Source organism: Halomonas sp. XH26 (genome assembly GCF_024138895.1).
In the GTDB taxonomy this organism is placed as follows: Bacteria; Pseudomonadota; Gammaproteobacteria; order Pseudomonadales; family Halomonadaceae; genus Vreelandella; species Vreelandella alkaliphila.
The window spans coordinates 2,891,197-2,909,913 of the sequence record NZ_CP071889.1; the positions used below are offsets into that span (position 1 = coordinate 2,891,197).

General features: G+C 53.4%; 8 protein-coding genes. 3 read left to right on the forward strand and 5 right to left on the reverse strand.

Annotated features, from left to right (window positions below; translation table 11 throughout):
- Positions 1 to 52: 52 nt before the first annotated feature.
- Positions 53 to 1,435 (forward strand): NAD-dependent succinate-semialdehyde dehydrogenase, encoded by a 1,383-nt coding sequence (locus J4377_RS13245; protein WP_038477410.1) that lies wholly within the window; start codon positions 53 to 55, stop codon positions 1,433 to 1,435.
- A gap of 89 nt (positions 1,436 to 1,524) precedes the next feature.
- Here the strand turns inward: J4377_RS13245 and J4377_RS13250 are convergent, their stop codons facing one another.
- From J4377_RS13250 to J4377_RS13270, 5 genes are all read right to left on the reverse strand, one after another.
- Positions 1,525 to 2,013, reverse strand: a complete 489-nt coding sequence (locus J4377_RS13250) for a phosphatidylglycerophosphatase A (RefSeq protein WP_038477413.1) — start codon at positions 2,011 to 2,013, stop codon at positions 1,525 to 1,527.
- On the reverse strand, positions 2,013 to 2,786 hold the full coding sequence (locus tag J4377_RS13255) for a tellurite resistance TerB family protein (RefSeq protein WP_253485864.1): 774 nt from the start codon (positions 2,784 to 2,786) through the stop codon (positions 2,013 to 2,015). The genes J4377_RS13250 and J4377_RS13255 overlap by 1 nt, the downstream gene beginning before the upstream one ends.
- A gap of 120 nt (positions 2,787 to 2,906) precedes the next feature.
- Positions 2,907 to 5,972 carry an AAA family ATPase gene (locus tag J4377_RS13260; protein ID WP_253485865.1) on the reverse strand — a complete coding sequence of 1,022 codons (3,066 nt, stop codon included), beginning with the start codon at positions 5,970 to 5,972 and terminating at the stop codon, positions 2,907 to 2,909.
- Entirely contained in the window at positions 5,969 to 7,117 is a 1,149-nt protein-coding gene (locus J4377_RS13265) for an exonuclease SbcCD subunit D (RefSeq protein ID WP_253485866.1), read from the reverse strand. Before J4377_RS13265 ends, J4377_RS13260 begins: the two co-directional genes overlap by 4 nt.
- 157 nt (positions 7,118 to 7,274) lie before the next feature.
- Positions 7,275 to 8,915, reverse strand: coding sequence for a DASS family sodium-coupled anion symporter (locus J4377_RS13270; protein ID WP_370687204.1), 1,641 nt, complete (start codon positions 8,913 to 8,915; stop codon positions 7,275 to 7,277).
- Between the two features lie 271 nt (positions 8,916 to 9,186).
- On the opposite strand from J4377_RS13270, the gene J4377_RS13275 reads away from it, so the two are divergent.
- Positions 9,187 to 9,795 carry a CDP-alcohol phosphatidyltransferase family protein gene (locus tag J4377_RS13275; RefSeq protein WP_253485868.1) on the forward strand — a complete coding sequence of 203 codons (609 nt, stop codon included), beginning with the start codon at positions 9,187 to 9,189 and terminating at the stop codon, positions 9,793 to 9,795.
- Between the two features lie 137 nt (positions 9,796 to 9,932).
- On the forward strand, positions 9,933 to 18,701 hold the full coding sequence (locus tag J4377_RS13280; protein WP_253485870.1) for a GH36-type glycosyl hydrolase domain-containing protein: 8,769 nt from the start codon (positions 9,933 to 9,935) through the stop codon (positions 18,699 to 18,701).
- Positions 18,702 to 18,717 lie beyond the last annotated feature (16 nt).

The following is an 18,717-nucleotide window of genomic DNA, read 5'->3' on the forward strand; positions in this document are numbered from 1 at the left end:
TAATAGCTGGTCTATTCTTTAACGCCCCGTTGATCAAAAGATAGGAGATCTTATGAGCAACAGCATCACAACCGTTAACCCAACCACCGGCGAAACGCTTGAGACTTATGCGCTGATGGATGCCAGCCAAGCCAAGCAGATTGTCGAGGCCAGTCATGAAGCGTTTCTAGACTGGCGGCTTAAACCTCTTGAACAGCGTGCTAAGGTGGTAAAAGCCATTGGCGAGGCGCTTAACGCCAATAAAGATGAGCTTGCCGAACTGATGGTAGAGGAAATGGGTAAGCTACCCAGCCAAGCCCGCCAGGAAGTCGAGCTTTGCGCAGGCATCTGCGATTACACCGCTAAGCATGGCCCCACTACATTAGCTGACGAAGAGCGCAACCCCAGCAATGGCGAGCGTGGCATTGTCACTTACTCTCCCATGGGTGTTATCTACGGCATACAACCGTGGAACTTCCCCGCTTATCAAGTAGTACGTTACTCCATCGCCAACATTATGGCGGGTAATAGCGTACTCCTGAAGCACGCTGAAAATGTCACTGGCAGCGGCCTACTGCTCGAAAAGATTTACCGCGAGGCAGGCCTACCGGAAAACGTTTTCCGCACGATCATTATCTCTCACGATGTATCTGATGAGGTGATTGCACACCAGGCGGTTCGTGGCGTCACCCTTACGGGTAGCGATGGTGCAGGTCGTAAAGTGGCGGCAAAAGCAGCCGAACACCTGAAAAAAACCGTATTGGAATTGGGCTCAAACGATGCCTATTTGGTGCTGGATGATGCGGACCTCGACGTTGCCGTCAAAACCTGCGTCACTGGCCGAGTGTTTAATACCGGACAGACCTGCGTGGCTGCAAAACGCTTCGTGGTGACCGATGCCAACTATGAAGCGTTCAAAGAGCGTTTTGTGGAAAAGATGAAGGCGCTGAAAGTAGGCGACCCCAGGTCAGATGATACCGACTTAGGCCCTATGGCGCGGGTTGACCTACGCGATGCTCTCCACGAGCAGGTGGAACAGAGTGTGCGTAAAGGCGCAAAAATCCTCTGCGGCGGAGAAAAGCCATCTGGTAAAGGCGCGTTTTACCCAGTGACCGTGCTGGATAACGTGACACCCGGCCAGCCCGCCTACGATGACGAGCTATTCGGACCCGTCGCGGCGCTGATTCGCGCTAAAGACGACGAAGACGCCATGCGCATTGCTAATGACAGCCGTTATGGCCTCGGCGGTGGCATCATCTCTAAAGATGTGAAGCGTGCTACTGAGCTTGCCAGCAAGTACTTCGACACTGGCATGGTGTTTATCAATGGCTTTGGCGTCGCTACCCCGGAAATGCCGTTTGGCGGCGTTAAAGACTCTGGTTATGGGCGTGAGCATGGCGGTTTTGGCATGCTTGAGTTCGTTAACGTAAAGTCGGTAATTGTTGTTAAAGAGTGAGGTGGTAAACGCTCAGAGTCATAGGTCATAAAAAGAGCACGCCGCTAGCTTTCAACAGGCTAGCGGCGCTTTTTTTGTTGCTGATATTGTTATGGGTTTAAACGTTGCTCAGCGGTTCGGCGCTGCCAAAACTTCACTATTAGGGCCATCACTACCCACGTCACTAACGCCGCAATAACATCGTCTAACACAATTCCAAAGCCACCCTGCACATACTCTGCCAAATGAATTGGCGGCGGCTTCAGCGAATCAAAGAAGCGATAAATAACGAATGCCAGCGCCATCACCAGTGGATGGCGAGCTGCTTGCAGCCCAATAACCGCTAGCGGGAACGCCAAGTACTCATCAGCAACAATGCTGCCATGATCTAATCCTGCGTAGTGCCACGCCGCGACGTGACAAATCGGCACTGCAAGTGCCAGCAGAACAGCGATGATAACGCCCTGCTGCACCAGTGGTCGGCTCAACAACCACCACGCTAAGGGAATGCCCAGCAGCGAACCAACCGTACCCGGCGCGACTGGCGCTAGCCCCAGCCCAAAGCCGGTGGCTAGCCAAAAATTAAGTGTATCCAGCATTAACCTGCCTGCTGCGCCTGGCGTTCAAGCTCGGCAGCCATGTCGGGCGAGAGATTCAGCGCACTTGCCAATTGATCCAACCAGGCGCGCTCCATGGGATTTTGATCATCAGTGACAGCGACGCTGATCAGATACATCTCGCGGGCAGCCTGGGGAGAGTCAGCTTCACGGGCTAGTGTCTGAGCATCCAGCGGGGCATTGAGCTGCTGCTCGACCCAGCGATGCATCTCCTGATCGGCACCTAGCGCATCAATCTGCTCTGTGATGAGTGCCTGCTCTTGCTCATCAATGTGGCCATCAGCTCTGGCGGCCATAATCATTGCTTGCAACAGCTCAAGGCTGCGCCGCTCTTGATACTCACCGCTAAGCACTTCTACCCGTTCGCCCTCGGATGCATTTTGAGCAGCATTAGACGAGTTAGCCGCATTTTTCCCTTCCTGAGAGCTTTGCCATGCTTTCCAGGCCAGCATGCCCACACCAGCAATTGCGCCGTACTTGAGCGCTTTACCGCCCATGCTACGACCACGCTTAGAGCCAATAAGCATGCCCATTGCGCCACCACCTAACAGGCTCTTAATATCAAAACCGCTAGAGCCGCCCCCTTGCCGCGATCCCTGGCCTGCGCTACTGCTGCCACCGCCTAGCTGGCGCGATAGCCCATCAATAACGCCTTTAACATCGATACCGCTTCCGCTGTTTCCACCACTGTTTCCACTACTTCTGCTACCGCCGGCCTGCTTCATCAACTGTTGTAAAATCTTGCTTGCGTTCATCCTTGCACTCCTACGTGGATAGTATCTAAGTGGATAGTATCTCTAGGGCTCGCTAGACGATTCACTTCCGTTATAAAACATGCTGTATGAACGCAGCATGAATTAACGCCACCCCAGGCATTAAAGAAGCGCGCCCTTCACTTCCACCGAGCTACCAAGTCGGCTGGCACGCACTTCAACACGGACAGGCATTTGCTCTTTGAGTTCGCTGACATGAGAGATAATCCCGATCATTCGCCCGCCCATTTGTAACTCACTGAGCATAGCAATCGCTTGGTCTAATGCATCCTGATCAAGGCTACCAAAGCCCTCATCAATAAATAGCGTATCCAACTGAATCCCGCCTGCGTAGGCCTGCACCACGTCAGAAAGCCCTAGTGCCAACGCCAACGCCGCCATAAACGACTCGCCGCCGGAAAGCGTCGCTACCGAGCGACTTTTGCCGGTGTAGGTATCGGCCACGTCCAATTCCAATCCCGAGGCTTTGTTGCCCTTGGATGGGTCTTCGCGTCGCACCAACTGGTAGCGCCCGCGGCTCATACGCACCAGCCGTTCAGATGCTTGGATCAGTACATCGTCCAACAGCACTCCTAGCACAAACCGCTGCAAGCTAATGCGATTACCGGTGCGCCCGTTAGCCACTTCGCTTAATGTCCCCCACACCCGATACTGGGCTTCAAGCTCGGCCTGGGACGCACGGGCGGCGGCAAGTTTCTGGCGAATACCCTGCAACGTATTTAACCGCCCATCTAGTGTTCGCCACGCTTCGAGTTGAGTATGCTCCTCCGCTTGGGCGGCTTCGGTAAGTGTGGCGAGTGCGGCGAGATCTGGCGGCGTTTTTTCGGCCAGTTGGGCGTGGTAATTGTGTAGCGCACCGTCAAGCTCAGCCAACCGGCGTTGATAGGCCTCTACTTGGCGAGCCAGGTCTTGCCGTTGGTTATCCTCTAGCTGAGCCGCCTGAAAAGCAGCTTCACTTTCAAATGAACTGGCTTGTAGCGCCGTTTGCCACTCAGCCTGAGCCTGTTCAAGCGCTTGCTGGCTACGCGCCAGTTGCTGGTTTGCGCTGCGCAGCTGCTCTTCTGCCCGCGCCTGCTGGGTTTCGCTCGTCGAAAGCACCTGCTGTGCACGCTCCCAGGCCTGTTCAAGCTCAGTAATTTGGTTATCAAGTTCAGTGAGCGTTTGGCGCATGGCCAACGGGTTACGGGCATCTTCTGGCAGTGATTGGCTTAATTGATCGCGCTGGCTCTCTAGCCGTAACGCCTCCTCTTTGGCCTTTTCAACCTGAGGCCGCTGGGCTTTGAGCTGTTTGTCCAGCGTGCCCCAGCCGCTACGTAGCTCGTCACGGGCAGCGCTTTGCCGGTTAATCTCACTCTCGACCTGTTGCCGACGCGCGACTTGGCGGCGCAATTGTTCGCAGGCCTGTTGCAGCTCAAACGGCGGTTGGCTGGCCCAATCGCCTAGCTGGTGACGAAGGCGCTGCGCCTGCTCAGTGTTATAGCTAAACTGCTGCGCTAACTGTTGCTCCTGATGCTCGGCGGTTTGTAAGGCGTGGCGAGCCTGTTCCTCAGTCGAGCGGGCTTCTTCTACCTGCGCTTGGGTAACTAGATCAGCATGCTGAACCGCTGGGGCAGGATGCTCAAGGCTGCCACACACCGGGCAAGGCGCGTCTTCTTGCAGAGTGAGCGCTAACAGTGCGGCCTGCCCTTGGTACCAGCGCATCTCTTGCTCAGTTGCGTGGCGCTTCGCCTGTTCTGCTTCGCTGCGCCGACCTTGAAGTGCCGCCGTTGCCTGCTGTTGTTGAACGATAAGTTCACGCCCCTGCCGCATCAGCGCCTCCAACTCCTGCCGCTGAGCTAGCAGGCTCTCATGGCGGCTCAGCTCTGCAGGGGCGCTGGCCAACTGCTGACTTTCCGTTTGCAGCTGCTCAAGAGTAACGCTTAGCGCTTCACCTTGCTGACGAATACCGTCTAATTGAGCTTCATCACGCTTAAGTATGCCATCGGCTTGCTGCCAAGCGGTTTGTGCCGCTTGCCAGCGCGCTTCAAGCTCACTTAACTGCTGACTTTTGTGGATAAACTCGCCCAACTGACGATGGCGCTCGCGCAGTGCAGGTAGTTCGGTCTGGCGCTGGCGTGCCGCTTCAAAGGTACGCTTGGCTTGTTCAGTATTCGTTCGCTGGGTAGTCAGCGCGGCATCAGCCTGTCGCTGCTCTGCTTGGGCGGTAGTGAGTGCCTGCTGTGCTTGGACTAACGCAGCACTGTAAGGTCGTAGCGCTTGAGCGTGGTCGCTTTGGGTCAAGCGGCTCTGAAAGGTCGTTATTTGCGCTTGCTGCTCAAGGTGGCGTGCTTTCTCTGCGGCGAGGCTGTCCCGCGCTTCAAATTGGCGCTGTAACGCTTGGGCTTCATCTCGTCGCTGTTCAGCACTACGGCGCTGCTGCTGAGCGGTTTCAAAACGCTGACGCGCTTGCCCTACTTGCGGGGTTAGCGCCTCTACTTCTTGCTCTAATGCCGCTTCGCTTTCCAGCTCGCCCCCGGCCAAAATGCCGCTGATATGCTGGCGGTGATCATTCACCGCTCGCTCTATTTGATTCGCCTGGGTACGCAGGCGCTCTTCAATGCGCTGAAAAATCTGGGTTTGAAATAGCTGCGAAAAAATTTTCTCGCGGTCTTTCGATTCCGCTAACAACAGTTCACGAAACTTCCCCTGGGGGAGCACCATTACTTGGCGAAATTGATTAGCATCCAGACCTATTAAAGCGTGCAGTTGGCTGTTGGCATCAGTGACCTTACGCGCCACCAAACATTCATCCTCATCACCTTCCGGGGTCAGCCGCCACAGCTGGGCTTCAGCACTTTGTGTGGTAGTGCCTTCACCAGTGGCCTTGGGACGCTCCTGCTGGGGCACCCGGCGCACTCGGTAAGCACTATCGCGCAGGCGAAAATCCAAGCTCACCTCGGTCAACAAGCTAGCAGCCGCTTGGTCACAGCGCATTTGCCCGGCATCGCGGTCATTACCAGTGGTCTGGCCGTAAAGCGCAAAACAGATGGCATCTAATATCGAGCTCTTCCCTGCGCCCGTGGGGCCGTTAATCAGAAACAACGGGCTTTTACCCAGCGCAGTAAAGTCGATCGTTTCGCTGCCAGCAAAGGGGCCAAACGCCTGCATGGTGAGCGTTAACGGTGTCATGACTGGCTCTCCTGCTCACGGCTTAGGGCGGTGATGAGTTCGCACATGGCGCTGGCCTGCTCATCACTCATGGTGTCCCCACTGGTTTGGGTAAAGAAATCGCTAAACATATCCAAAGCACTAAATTGCAGCCGTTCGCGATCTAACTGCTGCCGCCCTTGGGCTTCCAGCATGCCGGGCTTTTCTAAATGCAGCACGTTGGGGTAGACCTCGCGTAGCTTGCCCATGGGGTCAAGAATCGCGTGGCGGTCGGTCATACGCACTAACAAATAGTCATCGGCTTGGGTATCGGTTCTGCCTTGTGCTAGCAGCTCGGCCAGCTCGCCCTCCAGCACACGTACCTCTCGGCGCGGCGTCAGCGGGCGGTGCTCAATCTGGCTCACGCCCTCGGGGCCAATATCTACCAGCGTGACGCCTTTGCGCTGGTTAGCCTCTGAGAAGCTGTATTTAAGCAGCGAGCCACTGTAGCGAATATGTTCACCGCCGCGATACTGCGGCCCATGAAGATGGCCTAAGGCGACATAGTCAAACGACTGCATCGGCTCCCAAGCAACGCTTTCCGCGCCTCCCAAGGTTAACGGTCGCTCTGAATCGCTGGCACTGCCGCCATCCACAAAGCAGTGGCTCATTAGTACGGTGGGGCGTCCCGCTTGGCGCTGGGTGTTGATACGGTCGATTAAGAAACGGTGGGCGCTGTCGAAATCGCGGACATCCACCGAAAACTGGCTGCGTACATACTCTGGGTCAGCGTAGGGAATACCGAACACATCCAGTTCTTCCCCATTAATCGACAGGGTCACCGGGTGATCGCAGGCAGATAGATCAGACAGAATATGCAGCCCTGCTTGGCGCAGGTGGCGCGCCCCGAAGCCGAGTCGTTCAGCGCCGTCGTGGTTGCCGGAAATCATAATCACCGGTAGGCCACGCTTTTCACACAGCTCACCAAGCACCTCATCTAACAGCGTGACGGCGGCGGATGGCGGCACCGAACGGTCGTAGATATCGCCTGCAACCAGCACAGCATCCACCGCATCGCGGTCGATAATATCCAGTAGCTGGTTCAATACATGGCGCTGGTCTTCCAGCAGGGAGAGGTTGTGAAACAGCCGCCCTAAGTGCCAATCGGCGGTATGAAGTAGTCGCATGGCAGGCTCAACGCAAAAAAGATGCCCCATCATAGCAATCTGCATTCCAAACTGTCCGTCACGCAGCACAAAAAGCTTTTTACTAAAGCTTTTTACCAAAGCTCTCTACAAAAAGCCCCGCACATGGCGGGGCTGAAGCAACAGTAGTGACTGGCTGTTAGTCGCGGAACGCGTCCGGATAGGTGGTTAGATCGATTCCCCACATGAAGGGCAATAAGAAATAAACCGCCGCGACGATCAGCAGTAGCGCGAAAATATTCAGCCAGAAGCCGTTGCGTACCATTTCGATAATTTTGATTTTTCCGGTCGCAAAAATAATCGCATTGGGGGGAGTACCCACCGGCAGCATAAAAGCGCAGTTAGCTGCCATGGCCGCAGGTACCATTAGCACGAACGGATGGATATCCAACGCCAGCGCCAACGAGGCAAGCACCGGAAGAATCATCGTGGCCGTTGCTGTATTGGAAGTGATTTCAGTCAAGAACAACACCATGCCAGCGGCTAACAAGATCACCAGCAAGAAGTTAACACCTTCCAGCACACTCATCTGACCACCAATCCAGGCGGCTAAACCAGAAGAACCAAAACCAGCCGCAATCGCCAAGCCACCGCCAAATAGCAGCAGAATGCCCCAGGGCACGTCTTTGGCAATATCCCACCCCAGCAGGCAACCGCCTTTGTTTGGCGAAGGAATTAAGAACAGCGCAATCGCCGCCACAATGGCAATCATCGTGTCGTTAATACCTGGAATGGTGAGTATTTGACCTTGCCACAGGAAAGAACGGGTAATCCAGAAAAATGCCGCTAACAGGAAAACAACCAGCACGGCTTTCTCTTCGAAGGTGATCTTACCCAGCGCGGCTTTTTCCTTAGCAATGAGCGCTTTGCCACCCGGAAGGTTGCTGAATTTAATGGGGTAAATAAAGCGTGTCAGCATCAGCCAACCAATAAACAGAAGTACCACAACGACTGGAAAAGCAAACATCATCCAGCTGGCAAAGGTGATTTCAACACCAAACAGCTCATTCACAATTGCCGCCAGGATGATATTGGGAGGCGTACCAATCAGGGTACCCAAACCGCCGATAGTGCCGCCGTAGCCGACGCCAAAAATCAGCGCTTTACTGAATTTATCGATGTCTTCGCTATGATCACCCTCGCTCTTATTAAGCTCCTGGGTCACCTGATACACAATCGCGGTGCCAATAGGCAGCATCATCATGACCGATGCCGTGTTGGATACCCACATCGACAAAAAGCCAGTGGCCGCCATAAAGCCGAACACAATACTGTTAATGCTGGTGCCCAATACCGAAATAATGGTGAGGGCAATACGCTTATGCAGATCCCACTTCTCCATCGCCAGGGCAATCATAAAACCGCCGAGGAAAAGGAAGATAATAGGATTGCCGTATGCTGCCGTAACCGCACTGCTCTCAAGCGCCCCAGTGATCGGCAGCAATACAATGGGCAAAAGTGACGTAACAGGAATAGGTATGGCTTCGGTAATCCACCACACGGCTACCCAAAGCGTGGTGGCAAGTACCATGCGGCCTTCTAAGCTAAGCTCCGCCGGGTGGAAAAACAGCAGCACGAAGGCAAACAGCATCGGCCCTAGCACTAGCCCAACCTTTTGAGCTGTCGTATAGGCAGGTGGCTTTGGCGGTCTGCTACCCGAGTGTTGTTGCTCACCTGACGTAGTAGAGGATGAGCGTCCAGCGCCGGAGGTTGGCAACGCACACATAAGTAGGTTTTTGACTTGGTCATGGGAGTGCCAAAGCGACTCCCAGAGTGTCATGGTGGCAGTTCTGCGCATTATCAAAGTACCGTTCGCAGTCAGGTGATCGAAAGGGAGCTTCTCTCAGCAACCCCCTATGGCGTATTTAAACCAGCCTAGCTGGTTTTTTGGTGCCCTTTATTCACTGCAGCCAGGTATTAGTCCAGCGAATTGACGAAAACTACAACCAAAGTCTAACAACTTTAGTTGTAGCTTTTAGCGCTCCTTACCCTGATGTGACACTGCACTTTTATCACGGTAGGTTTGAGTCTTTTTCTAAGGAGGTACTCACGTGCTCGACCGTTTTACTATGCCGTTGACCCATCGGCCACTTGCCAGTATGGCTAGGTATCTCAGCAATCGGCAGGTTACCCCTGACCAAGTTACCTTAGTGGCTTTTTTAGTGGGTATGAGCGCGCTACCGCTATTAGCCTTTGAATATTATGTTTTGGCACTAATGGCGATTTTATTGAACCGCCTTGGTGATGGGCTGGATGGCGCACTTGCCCGGCTAAGCAGCCAGCAAAGCGATGCGGGTGGGTTTATTGATATCGGGTTGGATTTTGTCTTTTATGCCGCGGTCGTACTGGGGTTCGCGCTGGCTAACCCTGGGCAAAATGCGCTGGCAGCCGCGGTACTGCTATTCGCATTTATCGGCACAGGAACATCGTTTTTAGCCTTTGCTATTGCGGCGAAAGCACGCAATGTTGAACGGCCAAACTTTCCACAAAAGGCATTTTACTATTTAGAGGGGTTAACCGAAGGCACAGAAACCGTTATTGCGTTAGTACTCTTCTGCTTGTTTCCTCACTATTTTCCATGGTTAGCGGGTCTCTTTGCAGCCGGTTGTCTAATCACGACTGCCACGCGGCTATGGGGAGGCTATTGGACCCTACGCTAGCATTTAAGATCGCCCTATAACGGTTATGCACGCAATGTGCGTTATCGAACCGACAGCAGCGAACGTTAAGCACATCGTCCTGATAGAAAAGCATTGTTTTAAGAGCTGTGCTGTACACATTCATCAGGATGTAACCCGTGACTCTTTTTTTTCAGACGCCTTTATTTCGTCGTGTGCGCCAACACAAAGCTTCTATGGCATTGTGGAGCTCCTCTGCGCCAGTACGTGAAGAGTTGTTTAGTGCAGAACGGCTTGAACAGCACGCAGGTAGTTTAGCGCTGGCGCAGGTTGTGACTGCAAGCCCACCTAAAGTGGCGTCGTTAACGCACCGCCTAAACGATAATGCACGCGTATTACTTGCCGCTTACCGCGCTTGCGCTGTCACGCTGGCAGAAGGTCGAGATGTCGTTCCCGCTGCCGCTTGGTTACTTGATAATTATCATCTTATCGAAGCACAAATTCGTGAAATACGCGGCGACCTTCCGCCGGGTTACTACCGACAGTTACCAAAGCTTGCAGAAGGACCCTTTGCGGGCTATCCACGCGTATTTGGTATTGCATGGGCTTTTATTGCACATACCGATAGCAATATAGAACTCGCTAACTTACGTACATTTATTAAAGCTTATCAACGCATACAGCCACTAACAATTGGAGAGTTATGGGCGGTCGCGATAACGCTTCGCATTGTATTAGTTGAAAATTTACGTCGACTTGCCGATCAAATCATTACTGAACAAACGGCACGCGATGCCGCGGATACACTTGCGGCTAAATGGATTGCTACTGAAAATGGCTCGCCAAAGAGAAACGACTCCTCCAACCATTATTCAACTTACAACGACTCGATAAACAACGAATCGGCTAATAGCGTCTCGACAGATAACTGTTCAATGGATGAGGGTTCAGTTGATCATCAATTCCCTTCTTTTACGTCTCAGAAAACACCACTGTCGGCGCCCTTTATAGCTCAATTAGCCAAACGTTTACGCGGCGTTAACCCCCATACCAATGCACTGGCCTGCTGGCTTTTCGAGCAGCTTAATCGCCAGGGCGAATCTATTGATGATGTGGTGCAAAGTACCCAACAGCGCCAAGGTGCAGCGAACGTTACTGTGCGAAATATCATTACCAGTATGCGTTTTATCTCCAGCACCGATTGGGCTGAGCTTTTCGAAAGTGTCAGCTTGGTAGACGTAAAATTACGCGAACATAGCCGCTTTGCGCAGTACGATTTTTCAACACGTAATCAGTATCGCATTGCAGTGGAAGAGCTCGCCCGTGGCTCAGCCTATAGCGAGTTGGAAGTCGTTGATCATACGTTAACGCTATCAAGAGAAGCGCTGCCACTTACCGATGATGTCCATGAGGCAGCACGAGTCGAAGACCCCGGTTATTTTTTAGTGGCAGCGGGTAGGCATACGTTAGAAGAACGCCTTAACTATCGCCCGCCATTGAAACGGCGATTTCGCCAGCTGCTGTTGAAAAATGGCATCAATGGCTACGTCATAATGCTGACAGCGACGTCAGTCGCTTTGGTGATATTGGCCGGGTGGTTGCTGCTATCAATGCATTCAGGCGAGGTGTCGTCGCTTTGGTTATGGTTATTGGCAGCCCTGGGCGTACTACCCGCGGTTGAGATCGCTACGTCTATCGTCAATCGTTTCGTTATTTATAATATCGGCGCTCAGCCACTGCCTAGCCTAGACCTATCCAAAGGTGTTCCCCCCTCTCTTCGTACGCTGGTGGCAATGCCAACGCTATTGACCAATGAAGCCGACTTAAAAGAACAGCTTGATCGGCTTGAGGTGCACCATCTGGGTAGTGATGGCGGTGCTATTAGCTATGCACTGTTAACGGATGGTGTTGATGCCCAGCAGGCAGAACTAGCCACCGATGAGGCACTGTTAAGCATTTGTGAAAAACGCATTGAGGAATTAAACAAACGCTACTGTCCTGCTAGCCATGAAAAGCGATTCTTTTTACTGCACCGCAACCGCGTCTACAACGCAGGTGAACAATGCTGGATGGGATGGGAGCGCAAACGGGGCAAGCTTCATGAACTCAATAAACTGTTACGTGGCGCAACCGATACGACCTTCAGGGACCCACCTTCCCTACCAAGAAATGTGCACTATATTCTCACGCTGGACGCCGATACACGCCTGCCAAGAGGAGCCGCCAGCAAACTGGTTGGCAAAATAGCCCACCCGTTAAACCACCCTCGATTTGATCCGCAGCAACGGCGGGTAGTCGAAGGCTATGCAATTTTGCAACCGCGCGTCACTCAATCGATGCCTACAGGCGAAAGAGGCTCTATTTATCAACAGCTGTGCTCTTCTCCAGGCGGAATTGACCCTTATGCCGCCGCCATTTCAGATCTTTATCAAGACCTAGTTGGTGATGGCTCGTTTGCAGGGAAAGGTATTTATAATATTGATGCCTTTGAAGCATCACTAGAGGGCCGTATCGCTGAAAACAGCCTGCTAAGCCACGATATGTTTGAGGGCATTTTTGCCCGTGCAGGACTGGCATCAGATATTGAAGTCATAGAAGACTTTCCAGACCGTTATGATGTGGTGGCCAAACGCCAACATCGCTGGGTGCGAGGCGATTGGCAGTTACTCCCTTGGCTATTAACAGCTTCATTACCGCCTTCAGGGCGCTTGAAAATACTCGGCAATCTACGCCGGTCGCTGCTCCCCCCGTTACTATTAGCCTGCCTTGCAGTGAGCTGGCAACTGCCTCTCATGATGGCCGTTGTCAGCAGCTTAATGGTCATTATGATCTTTAGCATACCGGTCTTACTGTCGTTAATAACGTCGTTCGCTCCACTGCGCGCAGGCGTCAACCTTCGCTACCACTTCCAACAATGGTGGGATGAACTGACGCTGGGATTGAAACAAATTTTGCTGCAACTGATGTTTCTCCCCGACCAAGCGTGGCGGATGCTAGATGCCATTGTTAGCACTCTGATACGCGTTTTTATAACTCGCCGCCATTTACTAGAGTGGACATCGTCGGCCCAGACGATGAAATGCCCGCACCTGACCGTTTGGGGATTTTATCGGCATATGGCACCCGGCACGTTACTTGGCGTAGCCATTGCCTTCAGTGCGTTATGGTTTAACAGTAGTGTTTGGCTAGTGGTCTTGCCGATCGCACTACTATGGATAGCAGCACCTGCGCTGGCAACTTGGCTAAGCAGTACGGCTAGTATTACGACCCAACCTCTCATAGCAGAAGAAACCGCCCTTGAGCTTCGGCTTATTGCGCGTAGAACCTGGCGCTACTTTGAAACCTTTGTAACTACATCGACCAATTTACTGCCGCCGGACAATTTTCAGGAAGAGCCTCGGCCGGTTATCGCCCAGCGAACGTCACCAACCAATATGGGTCTATACCTGCTGTCGATACTGGCGGCGCGTGATTTTGGTTGGATCGGTAACCCCAACGCGCTAAGCCGTATAGAAACAACGCTTGCTGTCATGCATACCCTGCCCCGCTATCGTGGTCACTTCTTTAACTGGTATGCAATCGATGATCTCCGCCCGCTAAACCCCAGGTATGTGTCTACTGTCGATAGCGGCAACCTTGCTGGTCACCTCATTACTCTCGCTAACGCCTTGGAAACCTGGCAGGACACAACGTTTTCACCTGACCCTCGCCAAGCAATAGCTGATACATTGGCATTGGCGTTCGAAGCACTTAAATGTGAAGAGCTTAAGCGCTCCTCCCAAGCAGCAGAAACACCTTCGCCCACCAAACCGCTCACTGATCAGCTTGAGAAAGTCGCCACTCTCGTAAGCGCAAATAAAACATCGCCATTAGACTTGGAAGCCCTGACCAAGCAAACCAAAAAAGCACTTAGTATCGCTGGCGACCTTTTCAATGAGCATCTCGCTAGTGACGATGATAAAGATGTGCTTTTTTGGGTGGCAGCACTGCACAAAACGGCTACACAGCATAGCGGTGACCACACAAACAACACAATCGCCAACGGCACACATGTAAAGCGGCTCCAGCAACTGGCCAGTAAAGCGCGACGGCTTGCCCTCAGCATGGATTTTGCGTTTCTTCTCAACCCAGAACGGCAGTTACTGTCGATTGGCTTCTCGCTAGACGACGCCAGCCTGGACATCAGTTGTTATGATCTGCTGGCTTCAGAGGCACGGCTGGCCAGCCTGTTTGCCATTGCCAAAGGCGATGTAGCCACTCGTCACTGGTTCCGACTTGGGCGCGCTGCCACCCCTTTAAAAGAGGGTGCGGCAATGATCTCCTGGTCAGGCTCCATGTTTGAATACCTGATGCCATCGCTAATAATGCGCGCTCCCGCTGGCAGTCTCTTGGAGCAAACTAACCGTCTGATAGTTAAGCGCCAGGAAACATACGCCGCCCAGTTTTCAGCTCCTTGGGGTATTTCTGAGTCGGGGTATAACGCACGGGACATAGAGCATACTTATCAATATTCCAATTTTGGGGTGCCTGGATTAGGGCTGAAGCGTGGTCTATCGGCCGATTTAGTGGTCGCGCCGTACGCAACGGGGTTGGCGGCAATGATCGACCCGGAGGGGGCCTTCAAAAATTATCGCCGCCTTGCAGAAATGGGCGCGCTAGGACGCTATGGCTACTACGAAGCGCTAGATCTGACCCGCTCACGGCTCCCCAAAGGCGCCAAGCTGGTGATTGTGCGTAGCTATATGGCGCACCACCAGGGCATGACCATCGTCGCCATCGCTAATACGCTCCATCGTGGGCAGATGCGACAACGCTTCCACCGCGAACCGATGATTCAGGCGAGCGAGCTATTGCTTCAAGAGCGGATTCCACGGGATGTGGCTATTGCTTACCCCCGTGCCGAAGAGGTGAAATCAACCGCTAGCCAAACCATCAACGAAGCACAAACCGTGCGCCGGCTATCAACCGGCGTCAACGGACCTCCGGTGACTCACCTGCTCTCAAACGGCAACTACTCTGTCATGTTGACCGCAACAGGTGGCGGCTACAGCCGATGGCACAACCTTGCCATCACTCGCTGGCAACCAGATACCACACGCGATCACTGGGGAAGCGTTATTTTTCTCCGCGATACGCGACGTCCAAGCGTTTGGAGTGCAACAGGACAATCACTGGAATCACATACCGGCACGAATAACGACGACAATCACGTGTTATTTGCTGAAGATTATGCTCGCTATGACCATCGGCACGAATCTATTGCCAGTCACTTAGACATCCTGGTATCTGGGGAAGATGACAGCGAAGTACGCTTGCTAACACTGACCAACAATGGACGCCAAACCTGCGACATTGATGTTACGGCTTATGCAGAATTAGTACTCACCACGCCGAGTACCGACAACGCCCATCCTAGCTTTGCCAAAATGTTCGTGGTTACTGAATACCTTCCAGCATTCAATGCGCTAATCGCCACCCGTCGGCGGCGGGACCCCAGCGAAGCGCAAGTGTGGGCAGCTCACTTCGCCGTAGTGGAAGGCGATACTGTGGGAGATTTCCAATATGAAACCGACCGCGAGCAATTTATTGGCCGAGGCAACCGTATTTCCACAGCAACGGCACTTTCTGAAGGCCAGCATTTATCAGGCACGGTAGGCAGTGTTATTGACCCTATTTTTGCATCGCGCTACTGCCTGCGAATCGCACCAGGAAAAGCCGCCCGCATCGCTTACTGGACGGTTGTTGCCGGCTCACGCGAGGCGCTGATGGATCTCATTGATAAGCATCATGATGTTAGCGCCTTTGAGCGAGCAAAAATGCTCGCCTGGACTCAAGCGCAAGTGCAGCTACGTCATTTGGGTACTCAGCCAGAGGAGGCCGCCGACTTTCAGCGCTTAGCTGCCCCACTGCTCTATCCCGACGCACGCTTTAGGGCACCCCAGAAAACGATTCAAAGCGGCGCAGCTCAACAGTCGTTGCTATGGCAACACGGGATCTCCGGTGATTTACCCATCGTATTGCTGCGGATTGAATCCACTGACGATTTGCCACAATTGCATCAATTACTTCGCGCCCATGAGTATTGGCGCATGAAACGTCTCGAAGTCGATATCGTCATCATCAATGAGCGTGCCTCCTCTTATATTCAAGATCTACAGCAAGCCATTGAAGCCACGATTCTCAGCAGCCAAGCAAGACCCCGGCTTCACAATGGCTATGCCCAGGGAACGGTTTATGCCCTACGCGCCGACTTAGCAAGCGCCCAGTCACGCTCTCAGCTGCTATCAATTGCTCGCGTGGTGCTGATAGCGCACCGAGGATCAATTGCCGATCAGCTGTCTGTTATGTTGTCTGGTCAGAGCACCGCCAAGCCTCCGCTTGCCATTACTAAACGCGCCCTTCCCAGACCGTTGATAGATAAGGCTCATACTCCTCGCCAACTTAAGCGGCCTACACTCGAGCTTTTTAATGGTTGGGGCGGGTTTGCAAAGCAAGGACGAGAGTATGTCACCATCCTAGAAGCGGGCAGTTCAACGCCTGCGCCATGGATTAATGTCATTGCCAATCAACAGTTCGGCTTTCAAGTATCGGCAGAGGGCGCTGGCTATCTATGGGCAGATAGCAGCCGAGAAAACCAGCTGACACCCTGGAGTAATGACCCCGTCATTGACCCAAGCGGAGATGCTGTTTACGTCCGAGATGAAGAGACGTTCGAGCTTTATACCGCAACGGCAAGCCCGATACGTGACTCAGGCCGCTACGTTGCGCGTCATGGCTTTGGCTATAGCCAATTTGAACATCAGAATGACGAGCTCAGCTTAGAACTGTTGCACTTTGTGCCCCTGGATGCCCCGTTGCGCATCTCACGGCTGAGACTGACTAATCATTCAAACCGGACACGCAAGCTCTCTGTGACCGCTTATGCAGAGTGGGTTTTGGGCACGTCGCGCAGCGCATCAGCTCCCTTCCTGATTACGTCGCAAGCACCAGAAAGCGGTGCGTTGTTAGTTACCAATCCATGGAATGCCGACTTCCCAGGCCAAGTGGCTTTTCTCGATATTGGCGAGCCACCTACGCAATGGACTGGCAATCGCAGCGAGTTTATCGGTTATGGCAAAAACCTGGCCGAACCGGCTGGGTTACGCTGTAAAACGCCACTTTCCGGTACGTTAGGCGCGGGACTAGACCCCTGCGCCGCTCTTCAGCGTCCCGTGACGCTAGCCCCAGGAGAAACAGCCGACATTATCGTATTGCTTGGTCAGGGTGGCTCCAATGACGACGTTACGAGGCTGATTACCCGTTTTCGTGATGCTGACATTGATGCAGAGCTTGCCAACATTCATGACCATTGGAACACGCAGCTCAATGCCATCCAGGTCAAAACACCTGATCGGGCGATGGACATCATGCTAAACGGCTGGTTGCTGTATCAGACCATCGCCTGTCGTTTAACGGCTCGCTCAGCGTTTTACCAAGCCAGCGGCGCCTATGGCTTCCGCGATCAGTTGCAAGATTGCATGGCATTGACGTTTAGCAACGCCGCTACAACGCGCCAACATTTACTGCGAGCAGCTTCACGTCAATTCCCTGAAGGCGATGTACAGCACTGGTGGTTGCCACATTCCGGACAAGGCGTGCGCACGCGCATCTCTGACGACCGGGTTTGGTTGGCTTACGCCTGCGCGCGTTATCTCGCAACAACCCAGGACATAGCAGTGCTTGATGAGCCGGTGAGCTTTTTAGACGGCGCGCAGTTGTCATCGCATGAGCACGAACACTTTTTCCAGCCAACCACCTCGCTGGAAACCGCCCCACTGTTTGAACACTGCGCACGCGGACTGGATATTACCCTTTCGCAACTGGGTGAACATGGTTTGCCGCTGATAGGCGGCGGGGATTGGAATGACGGTATGAACCGCGTGGGTGCTGGGGGCAAGGGAGAAAGTGTATGGCTAGGCTGGTTGCTGCTTAAAACACTTCATCACTTTGCGCCAATTGCCGAGCAGCGCGAGGCCCAAGCCTGCCACTCAGATGATCCTCAACGCGCCGCTCGTTGGTATGAACATGCTCAGGCGCTACGCATAGCAATTGAAAACAGCGCTTGGGATGGCCAGTGGTATCGCCGGGCGACCTACGACAACGGCAGCTGGCTAGGCAGCAAACAAAGCGATGCATGCCAGATTGATTCCATCGCCCAATCATGGGCGGTGCTTTCCGGCGCCAGCGACCCTCAGCGGTCGACGCTCGCAATGCACTCGCTGGAGCGCGAACTTATTCTGCATGACCCGCAGTTAGCGCTGCTCTTTTGGCCTCCCTTTAATCACCCGAAGCAGGATCCCGGCTATATAAGCGGCTATCCACCTGGAATGCGCGAAAATGGCGGGCAGTATAGTCATGCTTCAATGTGGGCAATTTTGGCCTTTACCCAACTGGGTGAAGGTGACAAGGCATATCAGCTGTTTACACTGCTTAACCCCATCAACCATGCCACCACCACGGAAGCGGCTATCCGCTATCGCGTTGAGCCTTATGTGGTCGCTGCTGATGTGTATTCTGTGGCGCCCCATGTGGGACGAGGAGGTTGGACATGGTATACCGGCGCCGCCGGTTGGATGTATCAAGCCGGCATGGAGGGTATTTTAGGCATTCGCCGGGAAGCTAGCTGGCTGGTCATTTATCCCTGCCTGCCAGCGAGCTGGCCGCATTTTACTGCTGACATTACCCTTGCCCAATCGCACTATCATATCAAGGTGATCAACGCGCAAGCTTCTCCAGCGACGTTAAGTCAGAATCTCTTAAGCCAACCCCTCCTAAGCCAAGCCCTCACTGCAACACTGGATGACGTTTGCTTAGCAGAAACGGAGGTTGGCATGCCCATTCGAGTGCCCCTAGATAGTCAGCATCATCAACTAGAGATAGTTATCCGTCGATGTGCCCCTGCATCATGACAATGTTATGTGGCGT

Coding starts and splice junctions, on each gene's coding strand:
- J4377_RS13270 (WP_370687204.1), bottom strand. CDS start 8,915: ATGACACTCTGGGAGTCGCTTTGGCACTCCCATGACCAAGTCAAAAAC.
- J4377_RS13245 (WP_038477410.1), top strand. CDS start 53: ATGAGCAACAGCATCACAACCGTTAACCCAACCACCGGCGAAACGCTT.
- J4377_RS13265 (WP_253485866.1), bottom strand. CDS start 7,117: ATGCGACTACTTCATACCGCCGATTGGCACTTAGGGCGGCTGTTTCAC.
- J4377_RS13255 (WP_253485864.1), bottom strand. CDS start 2,786: ATGAACGCAAGCAAGATTTTACAACAGTTGATGAAGCAGGCCGGCGGT.
- J4377_RS13260 (WP_253485865.1), bottom strand. CDS start 5,972: ATGACACCGTTAACGCTCACCATGCAGGCGTTTGGCCCCTTTGCTGGC.
- J4377_RS13250 (WP_038477413.1), bottom strand. CDS start 2,013: ATGCTGGATACACTTAATTTTTGGCTAGCCACCGGCTTTGGGCTGGGG.